General features: G+C 43.1%; 23 protein-coding genes. 17 read left to right on the top strand and 6 right to left on the bottom strand.

The annotated features are described in order from the left end of the window. The first annotated feature begins 16 nt into the window (after positions 1 to 16). Genes NSQ57_RS23730 through NSQ57_RS23715 form a run of 4 tightly spaced genes read left to right on the top strand, consistent with a single transcriptional unit; the run spans position 17 to position 3387 of the window. Positions 17 to 1144, top strand: a complete 1128-nt coding sequence (locus NSQ57_RS23730; RefSeq protein ID WP_342425390.1) for an N-acetylmuramidase domain-containing protein — start codon at positions 17 to 19, stop codon at positions 1142 to 1144. A gap of 38 nt (positions 1145 to 1182) precedes the next feature. After that, positions 1183 to 1797 carry a hypothetical protein gene (locus NSQ57_RS23725; protein WP_342425389.1) on the top strand — a complete coding sequence of 205 codons (615 nt, stop codon included), beginning with the start codon at positions 1183 to 1185 and terminating at the stop codon, positions 1795 to 1797. A gap of 21 nt (positions 1798 to 1818) precedes the next feature. After that, positions 1819 to 3213, top strand: coding sequence for a contractile injection system protein, VgrG/Pvc8 family (locus NSQ57_RS23720; protein ID WP_340933561.1), 1395 nt, complete (start codon positions 1819 to 1821; stop codon positions 3211 to 3213). 27 nt (positions 3214 to 3240) lie between these two features. After that, the gene (locus tag NSQ57_RS23715; RefSeq protein ID WP_023990839.1) at positions 3241 to 3387 is read left to right on the top strand and encodes a hypothetical protein; all 147 of its coding nucleotides are present in this window, start codon (positions 3241 to 3243) and stop codon (positions 3385 to 3387) included. Between the two features lie 64 nt (positions 3388 to 3451). Here the strand turns inward: NSQ57_RS23715 and NSQ57_RS23710 are convergent, their stop codons facing one another. The 4 genes from NSQ57_RS23710 to NSQ57_RS23695 all read right to left on the bottom strand — a co-directional run bounded on the left by NSQ57_RS23710 (position 3452) and on the right by NSQ57_RS23695 (position 5449). Then, positions 3452 to 3859 (bottom strand): hypothetical protein, encoded by a 408-nt coding sequence (locus NSQ57_RS23710; RefSeq protein WP_239645242.1) that lies wholly within the window; start codon positions 3857 to 3859, stop codon positions 3452 to 3454. Then, a complete protein-coding gene (locus NSQ57_RS23705; RefSeq protein WP_029518635.1) occupies positions 3843 to 4187 on the bottom strand; it encodes a hypothetical protein in 345 nt (114 codons plus the stop codon). Before NSQ57_RS23705 ends, NSQ57_RS23710 begins: the two co-directional genes overlap by 17 nt. A gap of 189 nt (positions 4188 to 4376) precedes the next feature. After that, complete coding sequence (locus tag NSQ57_RS23700) at positions 4377 to 4733, bottom strand: hypothetical protein (RefSeq protein WP_208332577.1); 357 nt, start codon at positions 4731 to 4733, stop codon at positions 4377 to 4379. A gap of 359 nt (positions 4734 to 5092) precedes the next feature. Next, positions 5093 to 5449, bottom strand: a complete 357-nt coding sequence (locus tag NSQ57_RS23695; RefSeq protein ID WP_029518634.1) for a hypothetical protein — start codon at positions 5447 to 5449, stop codon at positions 5093 to 5095. Between the two features lie 82 nt (positions 5450 to 5531). Between NSQ57_RS23695 and NSQ57_RS23690 the strand changes: the two genes are divergently transcribed. From NSQ57_RS23690 to NSQ57_RS23635, 12 genes are all read left to right on the top strand, one after another. Next, positions 5532 to 6995: a hypothetical protein gene (locus NSQ57_RS23690; protein ID WP_165145954.1), complete on the top strand. Its 1464-nt coding sequence runs from the start codon at positions 5532 to 5534 to the stop codon at positions 6993 to 6995. Between the two features lie 39 nt (positions 6996 to 7034). Continuing rightward, complete coding sequence (locus NSQ57_RS23685) at positions 7035 to 7331, top strand: WXG100 family type VII secretion target (RefSeq protein WP_039271722.1); 297 nt, start codon at positions 7035 to 7037, stop codon at positions 7329 to 7331. A gap of 32 nt (positions 7332 to 7363) precedes the next feature. Further along, on the top strand, positions 7364 to 7675 hold the full coding sequence (locus tag NSQ57_RS23680; protein WP_342425388.1) for a hypothetical protein: 312 nt from the start codon (positions 7364 to 7366) through the stop codon (positions 7673 to 7675). Between the two features lie 401 nt (positions 7676 to 8076). Then, on the top strand, positions 8077 to 8421 hold the full coding sequence (locus NSQ57_RS23675; RefSeq protein WP_029518631.1) for a hypothetical protein: 345 nt from the start codon (positions 8077 to 8079) through the stop codon (positions 8419 to 8421). Between the two features lie 175 nt (positions 8422 to 8596). Beyond that, on the top strand, positions 8597 to 9670 hold the full coding sequence (locus NSQ57_RS23670; RefSeq protein WP_029518630.1) for an ABC transporter substrate-binding protein: 1074 nt from the start codon (positions 8597 to 8599) through the stop codon (positions 9668 to 9670). After that, positions 9670 to 10599 carry a nucleoside hydrolase gene (locus NSQ57_RS23665; protein WP_069012571.1) on the top strand — a complete coding sequence of 310 codons (930 nt, stop codon included), beginning with the start codon at positions 9670 to 9672 and terminating at the stop codon, positions 10597 to 10599. The genes NSQ57_RS23670 and NSQ57_RS23665 overlap by 1 nt, the downstream gene beginning before the upstream one ends. 27 nt (positions 10600 to 10626) lie before the next feature. Next, a complete protein-coding gene (locus NSQ57_RS23660; protein WP_013312457.1) occupies positions 10627 to 11448 on the top strand; it encodes an ABC transporter permease in 822 nt (273 codons plus the stop codon). Between the two features lie 6 nt (positions 11449 to 11454). Further along, complete coding sequence (locus NSQ57_RS23655; RefSeq protein WP_013312456.1) at positions 11455 to 12243, top strand: ABC transporter permease; 789 nt, start codon at positions 11455 to 11457, stop codon at positions 12241 to 12243. Between the two features lie 16 nt (positions 12244 to 12259). After that, positions 12260 to 13318 carry an ABC transporter ATP-binding protein gene (locus tag NSQ57_RS23650; RefSeq protein ID WP_209947717.1) on the top strand — a complete coding sequence of 353 codons (1059 nt, stop codon included), beginning with the start codon at positions 12260 to 12262 and terminating at the stop codon, positions 13316 to 13318. A gap of 28 nt (positions 13319 to 13346) precedes the next feature. Further along, positions 13347 to 15074, top strand: a complete 1728-nt coding sequence (locus NSQ57_RS23645) for an adenine deaminase C-terminal domain-containing protein (protein WP_029518626.1) — start codon at positions 13347 to 13349, stop codon at positions 15072 to 15074. Between the two features lie 365 nt (positions 15075 to 15439). Then, positions 15440 to 15916: a Dps family protein gene (locus NSQ57_RS23640; RefSeq protein ID WP_039271713.1), complete on the top strand. Its 477-nt coding sequence runs from the start codon at positions 15440 to 15442 to the stop codon at positions 15914 to 15916. Between the two features lie 150 nt (positions 15917 to 16066). Next, positions 16067 to 17230 carry a nitric oxide synthase oxygenase gene (locus NSQ57_RS23635; protein ID WP_039271711.1) on the top strand — a complete coding sequence of 388 codons (1164 nt, stop codon included), beginning with the start codon at positions 16067 to 16069 and terminating at the stop codon, positions 17228 to 17230. Positions 17231 to 17255: 25 nt separating this feature from the next. On the opposite strand, the gene NSQ57_RS23630 is transcribed toward NSQ57_RS23635, so the two are convergent. Further along, complete coding sequence (locus tag NSQ57_RS23630) at positions 17256 to 17417, bottom strand: hypothetical protein (RefSeq protein WP_176715742.1); 162 nt, start codon at positions 17415 to 17417, stop codon at positions 17256 to 17258. A gap of 120 nt (positions 17418 to 17537) precedes the next feature. Here NSQ57_RS23630 and NSQ57_RS23625 point away from each other — a divergent pair, with 120 nt between their 5' ends. Beyond that, positions 17538 to 17996 (top strand): hypothetical protein, encoded by a 459-nt coding sequence (locus NSQ57_RS23625; RefSeq protein ID WP_342425387.1) that lies wholly within the window; start codon positions 17538 to 17540, stop codon positions 17994 to 17996. A gap of 69 nt (positions 17997 to 18065) precedes the next feature. Here the strand turns inward: NSQ57_RS23625 and NSQ57_RS23620 are convergent, their stop codons facing one another. Continuing rightward, positions 18066 to 18503 carry an AbrB/MazE/SpoVT family DNA-binding domain-containing protein gene (locus NSQ57_RS23620; RefSeq protein WP_029518622.1) on the bottom strand — a complete coding sequence of 146 codons (438 nt, stop codon included), beginning with the start codon at positions 18501 to 18503 and terminating at the stop codon, positions 18066 to 18068. Between the last annotated feature and the right edge of the window lie 79 nt (positions 18504 to 18582).

Here is an 18582-nt window from a genome sequence, read left to right as displayed (position 1 = left end):
ACAAAGGAGAAGACATATGAAATGGAAAGAGCCAACGTTTGGTGCAACCCCTATGTTGAGAGCTTTAACAACTGCTAATGCACACAGGAAAGCACAGGCATTTGATCTTGCAGCAGAACAGAAAAAACAAAAACTAAGCTACCCAGACTGGGCCCAGACCTGGATGCGTAAATACAAAGAAGATTGGTATATTGCTCAAGTCAATGGTGACGAGGTAGGTATGCGTAAAGCGCAAAAACTGGCAGAAGGACTTCGAAGCAAATTACGCGAAATGGCCACATTCCCCAAGTGGGCTCAAGAGCAAATGCAAAAAGAAACCGTTCGTTGGATGACTGCGGAGGCAAGTGGAGATATCAGGGAAAAGCTGGCTGCCGAGAAGGCGGGACGAGCTATACGCGAGAAGCTAGGTCTGATTGATATGAGTACTAAAGCATCACCACCATCTGATGATACTAAGAAGAAAGAAGAAGTTAAACCTCCAAATACGCCAAAAACGGACGGGATTGAAACAGGAAAAGGTGATAAAAGCAGTTTTGGATCTGTTGCTGAATTCAAAAAGAAGTATGGTGACGTTATTAAAAAACTAGGAGCAGAGTTAAACGTCGATCCTAACTTACTTGGAGCCGTTATTCTTGTTGAATCAGGAGGCTCAGGTTTTAGAAATGGCAAGTTAGTAATAAGATTTGAAGTGCATCATTTTGTAGAGCATCCAACTTCATTGTTTACATTTTTAGATAAACCAAAAAAACATTGGAAGGAGCATAGATATCGAGAAAGTGTTGAAATGAAGTGGAAAGAAGTGCACACTAATCAGAGCAGTGAATATGCTACTCTGAATTTTGCCATCACTCAGAATGAAAAAAAAGCTTATGCTTCTATAAGTATGGGATTGGGGCAAATATTGGGCTCTAATTATAAAATGGCGGGATACAGTTCTGCTAAAGATATGTTTCTGGCATTCAGTTCTGGGCATGAAGAGCAGATAAAAGGGTTCTCCAGATATATAAAAAACTCTAAAAATCTACTTAGTTCTTTACAAACAAATGATTTAAGACGCTTTGTACGTGGATATAACGGACCAGCAAAAGTAGATGATTACACAAAAAAGCTAAAATCAAATACTGACTTGTATAAGAATAGTTAATATATATGTTTAAATGAAGAGCTCAAGGGGGCAAGTGCATGTATAGAGTGTTTATCTTCATAATTGTTATATCCAGCTTTTTAAATGGGCTTAAGGCTATGGGATTATATTCAGCTATTCCTCAAGAGACTGCAACCTTAACTAAACCGATGCAAAGTTCTATAACGCGTAACAACGTAAATAGTAATATCAAAAAACTAAACACAGATAAGTATACCATTAACGAGGAGCAGTCTTTTCAAACTACTCTTGAGGGCTTTGGGAAAGTACGGTTTGTATCGACTAAAACAAAAAAAGATGAAATTCCTAAAAGCTTCTTTTTTCTATTAGATGACCGAGAACGAGTTGTATATTCATTTCCTGATTTATATGGGAATGAATGGTGGTATGCTGATGAAGGCATAGAAGCGGTGGCCTTCAAGGATCTAAATAAGGATGGATTAAAAGACGTTATCATTATCGCTTATTATGAAACGGGGTCTGGACCAGATGGTGCAAAACCATTCCCTATAGCGGACATTTATTTTCAGAAAAAAAATAAAACTTTTACCACAATTCCTGCATTAGATGAGACCCTTAACGATAAGGGACATAATCAAACTATTAACGATGTCATTCAATACGTAAGCAAACAACGGATAAACGTAAACTAACCGACAAAAGGGAGCGGTAACATGGGATATCCAATCATCAAGTATAATGGAACGGTTTTATCTCTTAAAAATCCAAAAGTTAAAGTTGTACAGAAAATGAATGAGCATGTGAAAGTCTTTTTGACAGGTGTGTTAACGGGTGCCCAAATGGAAGAGTACACAGATCATATGGAAGCAGGGGCGAAGTTAGTCGTTTCTTATGTGAATGATGATCAAAAGCAGAGTGTATTATTTAGGGGATTAGTCACGCAGTTCAGAATCAAGTTGGTGTCCAATGTAGCTTATTTGGTCGTCGAGGCCCTCTCCTATACAAGCCAGCTGGATGAAGTGCTTCATAGACAATCCTTTCAAAATGTGAAGATGAAGGTGCAGGCATTACTTGAACATGTACTCAAATCCTATCCCAAAGCCAATTGTACGAGCCGCTTAAAAGATCAGCTTTTACAGGAATTTACGATGCAATACGACGAAACGGACTGGTCGTTTCTAAAACGTATAGCGTCTCGGCTTGGTTGGGGACTAATACCTGATCCGATTGGTGAAAAACCTCAGTTTTATTTTGGATTGCCGGATGGCGTCAATCAAGGTGAGCTCAAACAGTATAACTACTCGATGACGAGAAAAACCAAACCAGGAGCCAGCAAGGATGACAACCTTCTATATTATAAAGTGCAAACAACAGGGGCTAGAGATGTCCTGCTGCAAATTGGGGCGGAGGTTAAATTTAAAGGGAAAGCTTTATACGTCCTGCAGTCTGTTGCGTTTATACGACATAGTGCTTTGTGGCATGAATATGTGCTGACTACAGCGGATGGAATGAAACAGGATTTGATTGTAAATGAGGACATTCGGGGCATGTCATTGAAATCCAAGGTCATTGGAATCGAGCAGGATCATGTGAAGGTTTTCTTTTATGAAATGGATAAGGTCAAGCCTAACGTCAAGGAAACCTTCGCTTTTCCAACGGCTACATTTTATACATCGGAAGGGAATACGGGATGGTACTGCATGCCGGAGCTGTTTGATTTTGTAGATATCTACTTTCCGACCTCTAAAGAAAAAGACGCTATTGTGACCCACTCGATCAGAAAGAGATCCAAAGGCGGTGACTTTATTAAGGACCCGTCGACGAAGATCTTTATGACCAAGTACCGCAAAGCTATTATTTTTGAGAAAAATGAAATTTTAATCACGGGGAACAACGATGAAGTGGTGATTCGACTGCTGGATGACCATGGAATTGAACTACGAAGCAAAAAGGATATCCGTGTAAAAGCAGACGGGAACCTGGTGTTCAATGCGGGTAACACAATACAGGTCACCGCGAAGGATGCTATCGGTTTAAAATGTAAAACGAGTTTGGTAGAAATGGATGGTAACATCAAAATGACTGGAGAAAAGATAAAGACGCAATAACTAAAATCAACAAGAGAGGGTAAACCAATGGCTAAAGTAACTACAGGAGCAATCGTAAACGAGAAACCGCCAACCCAGGAAGATATGATTCAAGAATGGAAACGTAAAATAAGCAAAGGCGAATATCCTTTTATTCATGTAACTAAGCATAGCACCAAAGGTGAAGAGCGCTAAATATGACTAACGACGACTGGAAGAGGCCCCTAAGGGGCCTTTTCTGCAATCATGGTTCAATATTCTACTTCTTTTTAGGATTCCTACTGTCGATGAACCAAGCAGGTCCTAATACATCTAGGACTTCTTTTTTTTCAAAATCGTAAGCAATGGATATCGAGTGACCTTCATGTCCTTTTATATAGCCGATTAGATAAATCGTGTTATTAACATAGCTACCTATATAGTCATAACTCTTAAATATGAAATCTGCCCTATAGTATTCCTTAATGTACTCTTTTCCAATAGGTATGCCTGTCCGAACGATTTCTTCTTTTTGGCATTCGATGCGTACTGCATGTAAAAGAAAACTCCTACCAGAATGACAAGTGATATAAAGACAAAAAGCCATAGTTGTTTCTTTTTCAAGTTGAAGTATTCTCCTTAAAATTGAGCTAAATATGCTATAAGCTTTCTTAGGAATAAGGTGCATTCTTATCTATAACCTTACTATTAATAAACCAATCCGGTCCCGTAACATTGACGATTTCTTTTGAGTCCAAGTCATAGGATATCCTAATTAAGTCTGTATCGTTTCCTTTTATATAGCCGTAAAGATGTACTCTTGCAAAGACACTGTTTTCTTCAATATTGTAATTTTTTAATACGAAATCCGTATTATAGTGAGTTTTAATATATTTGATACTGACAGTAGTAGCAGACTCCACTACCTCTTCCTCTTGAGCGGTAGAAAAACCACAACCGCCCAGAATGGTTAATATTATGATGAGAACTGTGCAACATTTAAGGATTGTGTTCATTTACGCAACATTCCCCTAACATGCTATTTATAATTTAATGTGAACTACAACCAGAATGCAGTGAACAATGACGTGGTTCTTATTTTTGTTGCAAATATCTCTCAGTAACAGGAAGTATTTTAATGATATTACTTCTTCATATTTAGGAAAAAGTCATCTGTTAGAGGGCATTTGAATACAGACTTGATTTTAGAATGGCGGAACAATTTTATTAGGATTCCTACTGTCGATGAACCAATCCGGTCCAGTTACGTAGAGTACCTTTTTTTTCTTATAGTCGTAATTTAGTGAGATTATCTGACCGTCATGTCCTTTTATATAGCCACGAAGATAAACGGTAGAGTTAACATAGCCGCCAATAAAGTCGTAATTTTTGTATATAAACTCGGCATTATAATGTTTTCTAATGTATTCTTTTCCAATAGGTATGCCAGATTGGACGTACTCTTCTTTTTGTACATCCTCCGTATATTGCATGTAACAAAAGATTCCAACGAGGATTGAAACTACTATAAAGATGCTTCCCCAATCCTTTTTCTTCTTCAAGTTGAATTCTTCTCCTTAGTATCTCCTGACTATAAACTCATAACATTAGTGCTTTTTATAATAATAGTAGGATAGCTCATTTATTTAATAAAAGGATTAGCTCGGTACAACGTTTAAAAATTGTGTTCATATACGCAAATCTCTTCTAACATACAGTTACAAAGTCCTAATCGTTATTAGGTATGAACTGCGACCCAAAATGCAGTAACCAACGACTTTATACTTATTTTTACTTTCAACTATACCGCAAGTAAACAGGAAGTATTATAATGATTTCACTTCCTTAGATTGGAAAAATATATTCTTGAACTGGAATGAATCATATGTGTTTTTTTTTTTTTGCATACAAATCTTGATATTTAAAATGGTGGAACATTCTTTTTAGGGTATCGACTGTCAATGAACCAATCCGGTCCGGTTACACTAAGCACTTCTTTTTTTTCAAAATCGTAAGCGATAGATATCGATTGATCTTCATGTCCTTTTATATAGCCGATTAGATGAACCGTATTATTAACATAGCTACCTACATAGTCATAACTCTTAAATATGAAATCAGCCCTATAGTATTTTTTGATGTACTCTTTTCCAATAGGTATACCTGTTCTAACGGCTTCTTCTTTTTTTATATTTGATGCGTAGTGCATGTAATAGAGAGCTCCTATTAGGATGAAGAATAAGATGAGAGCAGTAACCCAAATTTTTTTTCTTTTCAATTTTTAGATGCTCCTTTTTTGAAAGTATCAACTTTTTCTAACTTTATAATATATTAGGTGATTAGACAAGGTGGGGTAATAATTGCAGTATATTAGTGAAAAAACATACTGGAAGATAGCAGATGAGGCTTACCTATTGGATATTGATCCAAAGACTTATAAAAATGAAGATATTCCTGGTTGGAGGGTTGTTGATTTAGACGAAAAACTATTACATGACACGAACGGTTCTGGATTTGATGCGACCGTTTTTCACAATGAGAATAGCAATCAGGTGATTATAGGATATAGGGGAACTGAACCAGGGGGAAGACCAATATGGAGTAGAGCGATGGACATAGGAACGGACATTAGCGATGTTGTGGGCGGACGAGCGAAAAATTTAAATCAAGTTCACGATTATTATATAAATAATCAAGAAGAGATAAAAAAGCTCCCCCCACAGGTACAAAGTTCATTTCATCAGTATGAGTCACAGTATCAGGATAATCAATTTACAAAAGCCCAAACACTGTATGACGAAGTGAAGAAGAAGTACCCCGCTGCTGAAATTTCTACGACAGGCCATTCTTTAGGCGGTGCAGAAGCAGAATATATTGCAGTGAAAAATGGTTTATCATCCGTGAGTTTTGCTGCTCCGGGTATTGTACATTTATTGCCTGAAGATCTTCAAAAGAGGGTAAAAGCAGGAGAATTCAAGAAGACTAATGTGGCTTTTGCCCATCCCGGAGATAGTGTTGGTGGGGGAGCCACTAAGGCTAACCAACATGTGGGGGAAACGTATCATATTGGGAGTGATTATAAGACTGCCAATGTAGCCAAGTTTACTATTCCTGTTTCAATTCCCTTGGAAAGAAAAACCGAATTGGAAAGACTAATTCTTGGCCCAAAATGGACTCCTATTGTTTATGTTCCGATTACATTGCCTATGATACAGCAAGATGCATTCACCAAATTCTATAATTCTGTATTAGGTGGAGAGAACACTCATAGCATGGGAAACTTTACGTTTGATGAAAATGGCAATATCAGCAATCCACTGTACACGATGGACGGTCAATTGGTGGAAGGCAATCCACGGGTGCAGGCATACGAGCAAATGCTGGCCGCGCGAGCAGAGCTCAAGGAAGTCATGGGCGATCTGGTTGAACGCTATGGGGGACAAATGGGGGCCTTCGGGCAGTTTGCTGCTACTGCACTGGGTGTGAATTTGATGGGAGCAGGACAACAAGATGGTCGCACCCATGGTGGGGCATATTTTGTGGGCAACAAGAATGCAGGCACAATTCAATTAACACCTGAGGAGCTAAAGCATGCGGCTAATCAGATGCGTTCTAGCTTGCATGGATTTTCCAGTGATACCCGTGCGTCCATTCAGTTATTTCAGGCTCATATCGGGACAAGTGAAAGTCAGTCTTTGACCCCGCTTGCGCATAGTGCAACGGCAACGTTAGATCGGATTAATCGCTGGTATCAGGAATCGATTACGGAGATAGCAGAATATATAGATCGTAAGGGCCAGGAATTTACGATGGTGGATCAATAAGAAAGAGCAGCTGGAAGAACACAACGGGAGGCGAAAGAGATGAGCAGAATATCTTTGAGCCTGGGGGATCTGCGTAGGGCTGTTCAGCAATGCGAGCAGCTAAAGCAAAGACTTCAGCATCAGGAGCAGCAGATGAAAAATATATATGGTAGGCTGCATGAATGGCGGGGAGAATCAGCTGCTGAATTAACACGTAAAATGGAGGTGTTTCTCCAAGGAACCACGGTACGAATACAAGAATTGGACGAGCATAAAGAGCAGTTGAAACGTTATATTCGCAAAATGGAAGAAGCTGATCGGCGTGAGGAGAGACGCAAACGGGCTGCACAATGGTGATACAGGCGGACTGCAATAGTTAGGAGAACATCATGAAAGATCAAAATGCATTTGTCATTTTACTTATATTGAATATCGTTTATGGCTTAACGCTATTTGCCTATCCGGCCATGCTGATGGTGGTCGCATTTTCTTTCGATGCACCAACAGCTGGAGATTATCTCAGCAATTATATTTTTGCCTATGTCATAATGAGCTACCCGATAGGAATATTCATATCATGGAGCTGTTGGTATTTTTATCATCGTTATGCTTTTAAGAGGGCGTATATCATAGCTAACTTTATGCTGCTGTGGCCGGCTACTCTTGTAGTGTCCTCGTGGATTCTATCGGCTTTTTCTTGAAGGGGTTCCCATCTGGCCAGTCAGCTATATAACATAAAAAAACCGTACAATCGCTAGGGGACTCCCGCGGGGTACGGTTAAATGCATTTAAGTAAAAACTACATATATAGTAGAAGGAAAAAATTTCCTCTGGAATGACGACGATAAAACCCTTGGCCAGAGATTTACCGGAGTCTACTTTAAATTGCCCTGTGGGCGAATATAGCAGCGTTCGGAAGCTTGAAGATGAGTTAAAAAAGGTGTAAAAATGTTGAAAAGCTACAAAGTTCGACATATTGTTCGCTTTTTCGCATTGAATGTGATTGGATTAGGGATTTTTGTTTGCTATTTATCGTATATTTATGTATAATCTATCGTGTTGAAAGATTGATTGTACGTAATATGCTGATGAGGGTGGGTTCATGACGCTGCTCGACAGTAACGAAAGCAAGAAGCGGATGTGCCAGATTTACAATGAAGTTTCAAAGGAACTGTTCGGCTTCGGGACCACGCTGCTGCGGGCCACCGTTGAGAACAACATTGTTACCTTTGTGGCGAAGCACCGGCGTTCTCCACGCTCGGCAGCATTGGAAGTGGAAGCCCCCGGCTTGAAGCTGGAAGTGGATTTCCGAATGTCCATGCTGTACAAGAAGAGACTTCGCGAGAAGCTGATTGAGGATATGGAGCTCGATATAGATGCTTTACTGCGTGATTATGATTCAGCAACGCAGTGGGCTATTACGAACATCATTCTGAAGGAATCCTAATAAAATTGGATATTCGGCTTTTCGCTTCGGATCTATCTGAGGGGAGAACCTGTTATAACGCGCAGCGGGATCAACTTATTCTTTGTTTACGAAGAAAAGTATTCTTGTTTTACAAGAGTACTTTTCTTTTTTGTGTCATAAGGTGTGCATAATAAAAAAATAGGGGGAGTTTCATATGAAGAAATGGTTTAAAGGGTTTATGGCTGTGACCTTGGCATCCGTGGTACTGGCAGGTTGCGGCAGTAATGCTACTGGCGGTCAGACAGATGGAAAAGATGGTTCAGCTGATGGGAAAAAGAAACTAGTTATTTCCACATGGGGCTTTTCCGAGGACTTTTTTAACAAAGAAGTGTACGAGCCTTTTGAAAAAGAACATAACGTTGACATCGTGGTCGAAATTGGAAATAATGCGGAACGGTTGAACAAAATCAGTCAAGGCAGCACAGATGTCGATCTGATTTATCTGTCTGATTATTATGCTCAACAAGGAATCCAACAGGGATTGTTTGAGAAGCTGGATCGCAGCAAGGTGCCGAACCTGAACCAAATTTATGATATTGCCAAAGCACCGCTGGGTGAGGAGTATGGTCCTGCTTATACGGTCGGGCGTCTCGGTATTGCCTATAATCCGGAGCTGGTGAAAAAGAATGTGACCTCTTGGGCTGACCTGTGGGGAACTGAGTTCAAAGGAAACGTGACTTTGCCGAATATTACGGCGACTGCCGGACCGATGATGGTAGATGCAGCCTCCAAGGTAGCGGGTAGTAAGGAGTTTAATGAAGACCAAGCCTTCGGAAAACTGAAAGAGCTGAGTCCGAATATCGTTAAGTTTTATAGCAAAACATCTGAGTTTGTGAACATGTTTAGTCAACAAGAAATTGCCGGCGGTCCAATCATGGAAATGTACTTCAAAGATTTGCAGGCGGCTGTGCCAGGAGCGAAATTTGTAGCTCCTAGTGAAGGTGCATACGCAGTAATGAACACAATTAATGTAGTGAAAGGCTCCGACCAGAAGGAACTGGCTGAGGAATTTATCAACTGGCAGCTGAGTAAGGAAGTTCAAGAAAAGTCTGCCAAGGCAAAGGTTGATTCCCCGGTGAATACGCAGGTGGTACTGTCCGGTGCGGATACAGAGGGAATTACGTACGGTACAGAGGTAGTGAACAAGCTGACCAAGCTGGATATGAAGTTCGTTAACGATCATATCAAGGCATGGACAGATCGCTGGAACCGGGAAGTTGCACAATAATGAAGAAGGTTATATTAGATGTAGATACGGGCATTGATGATGCGTTGGGTATTTTACTAGCCGCCAAAAGTGGTCAGCTGGATATCCAAGCGATTACTACGGTATGCGGTAATGTTTCACTTAAACAAGCAACATTGAACACATGCAAAATCCTCGACCTTTTGGATAGACCGGATATTCCGGTTTATCGGGGGGCGGAGGCCCCCTTAATACGTAAAGGCCTGCACGAGCATCGTGTCCATGGAGAAGACGGCATTGGAGGCGCACTGAGTGGAGTAGTCCCAGCCATGTCTGCGTCCGAAGGTTTTGCATCGGATATCATTATTGACACCGTGATGGCTCACCCGGGGGAAGTGACGCTCATTTGCACCGGGCCACTCACCAATCTGGCACTGGCGCTGCTGAAGTGTCCCGAACTGACGGATCACGTCGATGAAGTCATTTTTATGGGCGGTGTTATTCACGGGTGCGGCAATATTACACCTGTAGCGGAGTACAACATGTATGCTGACCCTGAAGCCGCACGAATCGTATTTCATGCGGGATTTGGTCGGTTGATACAGGTGGGACTGGATGTAACACGGAAGGCTCTGCTGACTGCCGATCATATTGCTCGTCTGTCCCATCCTGGAATTCGTAATTATGTAGCTCAAAGCACGGCCGTTTATACCAAGCGTTATGAAGAACGCAACGGGGTAAAGGCGTGTGCGCTTCATGACCCGCTTGCCGTGGGTGTCGCATTGAATTCGGGGTTAGTCGATACCTCGTCGTTGTATGTCGACGTGGAAACCTCCAGTCGTATATGTGACGGACAAACGGTGGGCGATGTGCAGAACCGCCTCAATCATAGCCCCAATATGAATGTATGTGAACAGGTGGACAGCGAAGCTTTTCTGGAGCTATTTATCCAGGTGCTGAATAAGGAATAACATTTTGATAACCGCAAGGAGCTACCCATGAAGAAAACATACTTGTATTGGCTGCTGCTGCCAGGTCTGCTCTTTCTGGCGGTGTTCATGGTCATTCCGATTGTGTTGACGATCGGTTCGACCTTCGTACAGAACAGCTCATTCACCCTAGAAGGCTATCTCCATTTCTTCAAGGACCCTTACTTTCTGAAAATATTGCTGACTACGCTGGAAGTCAGTGTCGTAACGACACTCGTGTGCGTATTACTTGGCTTCCCGACGGCTTATTATATTTCGCAAAAGGCCCCGCGTCGTAAAGGGATTTTGTTAGCGCTGGCTATCTTCCCCTTGTTGACGAGTCCGGTGGTGCGGTCATTCAGCTGGATGGTCATTCTGGGTCGCAAGGGACTGTTAAATAACGTGCTCATCGGTTTAGGACTTGTAGATGAGCCGCTGAATATTTTGTATACTCCGGCAGCGATGATTATTGGTCTGGTTCATTTGTTTTTACCGCTGATGATTATTTCACTGATTGGTGTACTCGAAAATATCGACGGTGATCTTGTTCATGCTGCTCAGAGCCTCGGGGCCTCCAGATTCAGCGCATTTCGTAAAATCGTATTTCCGCTGTCTGTGCCTGGCCTGATCATTGGAAGCATTCTCGTTTTCGTGGGCAGCCTGACTGCATATACGACACCAGCACTACTTGGAGGAAAACAGCGGGTTATCGCTACATTTTTGTATCAGAACGCGATGACGCTAAACGACTGGTTTTTAGCTTCTGTTATTGCAACAATTATGATTGTTATTACATTTATCGTGGTCGGTCTCTTAAATAAGGCGGCCCATAAACTCAATCCGAAGGGGTAGGTGGATATGCGGGAGAAACATTACGGACTAGGCTTCTTTAGCCTGCTGGTCTTCATCTTTCTGCTCGGTCCGCTGTTGATCATATCGGTCACTTCTTTCGAGCCGGGCACGGTATTAAAATTCCCTCCGCAGGGCTTTTCCTTGCGCTGGTATGAAAATATTTTTGAAGTGGATTTGTTTATGTCCACGTTCAAAACGTCCATTGTGGTCTCTCTGCTAGGCAACATCTTGGCACTGCTGATTGGTATGCCTGCCGCCTATGCGCTTAGTCGTTTTTCGTTTCGTGGGAAGGATGCGCTGAATGCTTTGTTCCTTTCTCCGTTGCTCATACCGGGTATTGTGCTTGGTTTTACACTGCTGCGCTATTTGATCATAGTTTACCATTTACCAGTATATGCTGGACTATTGATCGGACATACGGTGATTATGTTGCCGTTCATTATTAGAGTCATTGCATCCAGTTTGTCTAACTTTGATTTTGCGATTGAGGAAGCAGCGCTTAGTTTGGGGGCTGGACGGCTGGAAACCTTTTTCAAAGTGGTTCTGCCCAACATCCGCTCAGGCATTATTGCGGCTATCCTGATTGCCTTTCTGGAATCATTCAACAATGTCGACATTTCCGTCTTTATGACAGGACCGGGATTCAGCACCCTGCCCATTCAAATGCTGACTTACGTCGAAAATTATTTTGACCCGACGATTGCGGCGATTTCGGTTATGCTGATGATTTTAACCGGTATCCTGATGTTCTTGATTGAACGACTGATGGGATTGTCTTACTTCACTAAAAGGTAATGGAGGCTTCAACCTTATGGCACTGCTTACTCTGGATCGCGTATCGGTCGCTTATGACAACCAACTGATCTTGCAGGATTTCGATTTGCAGCTTGAACGGGGGCAATTGCTCTCGTTGCTCGGACCGAGTGGTTGTGGCAAAACGACCACACTTCGTCTCATTGCAGGATTTCTCGAAGCTAAACAAGGAACATTTTTGTTTGGCGATAAGGATTATACTCGGGTTCCGGTGAATAAACGGAACTTCGGCTTTGTATTTCAAAGTTATGCACTCTTTCCGCATTTGTCTGTTTTTGATAATGTTGCCTTTGGTTTGCGGTTACGCAAAGTAAAGGAAGATGATATAAAGCGCCGCGTTATGAAGATGCTGGGAACGGTTAGCCTGGGGGGATTTGAAAAACGTTTCCCCGGTGAATTATCAGGCGGACAGCGTCAACGTGTTGCGATTGCGCGAGCGCTTGTGATTGAACCCGATCTGCTGTTGTTTGATGAACCTCTGAGTAACTTGGATGCTAACCTGCGTGTAAATATGCGTGTGGAAATCCGCCGTATTCAACAGGAACTGGGCATCACTACCGTGTATGTATCGCATGATCAGGAGGAATGTTTTTCGATTTCTGACCAGGTTGCGATTATGAATAAGGGGAACATCGAACAATTAGATGCTCCATCGACCATTTTTAAATATCCGACGACCGAATTTGTCGCCCGTTTTATTGGGTTTAATAATTTTCTAAGCTTTGACGAGCGTACTGAAGAAGGGGATCGTATTCGACTGAATACAGGTGATCTTTCATTCGGCGTAGCGCGTAATCAGGGTACGGCCCAGCTGGGTGCTCGTCAGGGCGCTATTCGTCCGGATGATTTGGTCATTCGAACAGAAGGCAACGAGACAGGAGAAAATGAGCTCCCCGGTATTATTAAGGTAAGTACTTACCTGGGGCGTAGCTATCAGTATGTGGTAGAAACGGCGAAAGGCAACTTTACGGCTAATCAGGAAATGGATACGCCCTACCTGAGTGGTCAGCGGGTTACCCTGCATTTTCCGGCAGATAAAATGGTGCTGGTCCAATAATCAGCGGGTTCGATGAAGGAGATACATCATGCGTGCAGACAAAATGATTTTACAAGTTAAGGTGTATAACAGTTACTACAAGACGTTCGAAGAAGGTAATGTAGCTATACTTGATGGCAAGTTTATGTATATCGGTCAGCGTGGTCTGGAGTCTTTCGAGGCTGCTGAAATTGTCGAAGGGCACGGGAAATATATGATTCCCGGCCTGATCGACATCCATTTGCATATCGAAAGCACAATGGTGACACCGGCAACCTTTTCCTATGGACTGATTCGCAATGGGATAACGACGATTGTACCAGAACCGCACGAAATGGCGAATGTTTTCGGATTGGAAGGCGTCCAGGAAATGATGGAAGCCAGCAAGGATTGCGTGGCTGATATGTTCTACGGCATCCCAAGCTCTGTCCCGGCAACGCCGCTCGAAACCTCAGGAGGCGAGATCGGTATTCCCGAAATTGATGCGCTGCTGCAAACGGGTGAAATGATCTGCCTGGGTGAAATTATGAACTATGTGGATGTCATTCGTGATCCGGAGAGCAAAACGAATCGCATCTTACGCCATGTTCGTGAGCACTACCCGGAGCTGATCATTGAAGGTCATACGCCACAGTTGCTTGATCTGGACCTGCATCAGTTGATCTATGCGGGGATAGGCTCAGACCATACTCACCAAAGTATTGAAGGTATGAAGGCGCGGATGGCTGCGGGGATGTTTATTGAAATCCAGGAAAAATCCATGACCCCTGAAGTGATGGACTATCTTATTCAGGAAGATGTGGCACAACATTTTTGCTTTGTAACGGATGATGTGATGCCAGACTCTTTCGTAGAGCGAGGGCATCTAAACCATATTGTAAGTAAAGCAATCGGAATGGGCATGAAGCCTGAGGATGCCATTTATGCAGCTACGTTTACTCCTGCTGCACGGATGCGTATGCATGACCGCGGAACCATTGCACCGGGAAAAATAGCTGACTTTGTACTGCTGTCGGATCTTGGTCAATTTGATGTGGAGCAAGTCTATAAGGACGGACTCAAGGTATTCGATAAGTTCGAGGAATACCATCAAGCACCAATAAAATGCCGCTTCCCCGCCCACTTTTATCAAAGTGTGAAGCTCAATCCGCTCACGGAGCAGGATTTTACTGTAAAGATGGATGTAGCTGATGGCACACATCAATGCCGTGTTATGATGGTCAAAGATGGCTCTACTTTTACAAGTGAACGGATTGCACCTGCACAAGTAGAGCAGGGGGAACTGGTATGGGAACATGGTGAACATGGACTGATTGCTACGTTTGAGAGGTATGGAAAGAATGGCAACCGTGCTTACGGTTTGATCGGAGGAGATACGATTAAACGTGGGGCAGTGGCAACCACCTATTCGCACGATAACCATAACTTGCTGGTCGTAGGGCATAACAAGCAAGATATGATACTGGCTGCGAATACGGTTCTTGCCAGCCAAGGCGGTTTTTGCGTAGTTGAAAATGGCAAGGTGCTGTCCCATTTGCCTTTAACCGTAGGCGGGATCTTAACAGAAGGACCGCTGGAAATGGTTGCGGCGCATGTGAAGGAGCTGCGTTCAGCCTTGCTGTCGCTGGGCTACCGCCATTACAATCCAATCATGTCGCTGAGCACGCATTCTTTGCCGGTCAGCCCGGCCTTGAAAATTACCGATCACGGCCTGATTGATGTAAATGCTGGCAAGGTTGTACCTTTAATCGTGGAAACTTCAGAGATGCAAGAATAATAAAAGAGCCGACCCTCTTATGGGCCGGCTCTTTTTTGATGCTTTAGCAGACAAAGTTAACATCTTCTATCCTCCTATTGATGTAACCTATGTATAAAAGATAAACAAGTCTTGATTCTGGGTACCCGATTGCATGTAGAGTTTGCTTTACAATTAGTTCATGTAATCTTCATGATTAAAATCGAATAAGGACTTGAAAAACATCGTCACAGTGTTATAATTAAAACAGGATTTAGATTAAGTCTAAATTAATTGATTAAGATTTATTGGATTGACGCATGGAATTTTGAAGAAAATCAGACACTACTGCTAACGAGCATCCAAGCTTTACACCAACTATATTTGAACGAGAGGGGATTTTAAACATGAGTACATTAAATCATACGAACGCACCTACACAAGAGGCTATTCAAGAATTGCACAAGGCATTGAATCGTCAGGTAGCTACCTGGTCTGTATTGTACACGAAACTGCATTATTTCCACTGGTATGTGAAAGGACCTAAATTCTTCACATTGCATGCTAAATTTGAAGAACTTTATAATGAAGCAACAGCTAATCTAGATACGATTGCTGAACGATTGTTGGCTATTGGTGGCCGTCCGGCTGCGACCTTGAAGGAGCATTTGCAACTTTCAGCTATTCAGGAGTCCGCAGGTGAGCAGACAGCTGAGGATATGGTGAAGTCCGTTGTTGCTGATTTTAAAACCATCACTGTTGAGCTGGCTAATGGGATGGAAGCAGCGGAAGCGGCACAGGATAAAGCGACAGAGGATCTTCTTAACGGCTTAAGAGAAGCAATGGATAAACATATCTGGATGCTGAGTGCGTATTTGGGATAACCCATTGGTATAGACTTCCATGTATATGGAGATCAGGTGAACAAGACACACATCCCGTTGGTTCCACTCTGCCACTGGAGTATAATAACGAGAAGGCGTGGAAGACCACAGGCTCTAGAGTTATAGAGCTGCCGGGATGGGGTGTGTGTTATGGAAGTGAAACAACAGCTTTTGCATGAAGCGGAGCAGTTTATATATACATGTTATGAGGAGCTGGGCCGAAGCCGCGATGAAGCGGAGGCCCGGCTTCTTAATATTCGTCACGACATAGAGACTACGGGAACGTATGATCATACGTACGAAGAGCTGGAGCACGGGGCACTTATGGCTTGGCGCAATAGCAATCGTTGCATCGGTCGCTTATTTTGGGACAAGCTTTTGGTCAGGGATGCGCGGGGCGCGTCAGATGCAACGGAAGTGGTTCGCGAGCTCTTGGAGCATATACGCATAGGAACGAATGGCGGTAAAATTAAGCCAACGCTTACTGTATTCCGCGCCTCCAAGCCAGGGCAGCCGAATATCCGCATCTGGAACCATCAACTCATTCGTTACGCTGGATATGAAACCGATCAAGGGGTCATCGGGGACCCGATCTCGGTAGATTTTACCAATGCTTGTAAAGACATGGGCTGGCAAGGAGCGATGACCCCTTTTGATATATTGCCACTGGTTGTGGAAGCAGGCGGGCGGCCTCCCGAGCTATATGATATTCCTGAACATTTGGTTATGGAGGTGGCCATTGAGCATCCAGAAATCTCGGGTTTCGCTTCCTTGGGATTACGTTGGTATGCTGTGCCTATGATTTCGGACATGACGCTGGAGATTGGCGGTATCATCTATACAGCGGCTCCCTTTAACGGCTGGTATATGGGAACAGAAATCGGCGCCCGCAATTTTGCGGATACCTTCCGCTATAATATGTTGCCACAGGTGGCTAAGCTGATGGGGCTGGATACGACGAGTGAAACAACGCTTTGGCGTGATCGGGCACTGGTGGAATTGAATATTGCTGTGCTGCATTCTTTCAAAAAGGCGGGAGTCAGCATTGTCGACCACCATACCGCAGCGGCACAATTCAAGCTGTTTGAGGAACGGGAAGCCAAGGCTGGGCGCGCACTGACAGGCAATTGGACATGGCTGATTCCCCCGCTATCCCCGGCGACAACGCATATTTTTCATAATTCCTACGATAATCGGCTTGTGAAGCCGAATTTCGGAGTTCAAGAGAAGTCGTATATGTCGAGACAGGCTAATACAGCATCAGATACAGTGCTTCAGCAGAAACGCCAAGGCTGCCCTTTTCATTCCGGATAACGATGGGAATGACCTGATTGCTGGATTAGGACTCGAGCTTATCCCATGCAACGATAAATAGGGTAGCCAGTGGTCCTATTAATAGGGAGAGAAAAAACCAATTTAGCCCGCTCCGATTTTTGGATTGTGCCAAGCCGGCATTAATCAGGGCAAGTGTTCCCCAGCCTACATAATAATCTTCTGACATGGTATTCTCCTTTGTAAAAAGGTATAATATCGTACTGTGTATGGTATGAACACATCCATGATTTCATGAATTTAGAGTAAATATCACTTTATATATTCTGGTTTGAGGAGCGAAGTTAAGTTGGAAAGATATCAGGCAGAGCGCATTGTCGCTGAGCTTTTGGAACGGGCTGCTATAGGTGTGGCAGTCAAGCTGGAGAAACGTTTTCCTGGTGGAAGGCTGATTGGGGGCAAATATGCTATGAATGCTCACGCCATTACCATGTATACGGACGTTATCGAAACACAGTGTTTACAGATGTTCGGCAGCATTGATCGAGTTGAGGAGTATTTTACAGTTGTGCTTGCACATGAGATTGGGCACGCCGCCGATACGGAATTAGTGAACCTCTCCGATGCGTTGGAGCAAGAGAGTGGGATAGGGACCCGGCAACGACTTGCGCTGCAAATTGAAGAAAACGCATGGAATTATGCGCTTGGGCTGGTGCCTGAAATAGATGCAACGTTTATTTCTGCCGTAATAGACGAGTCCTTGCTGGCCTATCGGGTCCCGATTATGGAGCAGTCTGACATTGCGTAACAAAGATGATCCGAGAGCCGTCAGGCTCTTTTTTTGTTGATTAAAACAGACGAGATTGGGTCGGATGATCTAAAGGAGTAGCTTTTTAAGCTGCGACACGCGTCCCTGGGATAGTTCGAGCATTTCGGCTAATTCTTTTTGAGATACATTTGGGTGCTCCTGCATGAGCTGTTTTAGTTTATTCAGGAGATCATTCTGATTTCTGTAACTCCTTCTTTTCTTGGGCTGGACAGGACGTGCTTCACTCAAATGACTAGAAGGATTATCGCTCTTCAGATTTTCAATACAACTTTTGCATATCAGATGATCCCTGAAATAGCTCAAATGATCTACGGCACCACAAAAATAGCAAGAAACCCCCGTATACTTGCGAATCATCAGTCCCTCTGGGGTAATAAAAAAATCGAGGGCATCTCCAATATTAATATTCATAGAATTGCGCAGCTCCTTAGGCAGCACAATGCGGCCTAAATGGTCTAATGGCCGTGTCATTCCTGTGTTCTTCATCATTTTTCCCCTTTCCTGAAATGCGCTTATAGTTGTAGGAATTGTATGTATATATGCTGGAAGTACAAAGCGCTTATAT

It is taken from the genome of Paenibacillus sp. FSL L8-0502, assembly GCF_038593055.1.
Taxonomy (GTDB): Bacteria; Bacillota; Bacilli; order Paenibacillales; family Paenibacillaceae; genus Paenibacillus; species Paenibacillus polymyxa_D.
Note: the sequence above shows the minus strand (reverse complement) of the source record. Positions and strands in the feature narration are given on the sequence as shown.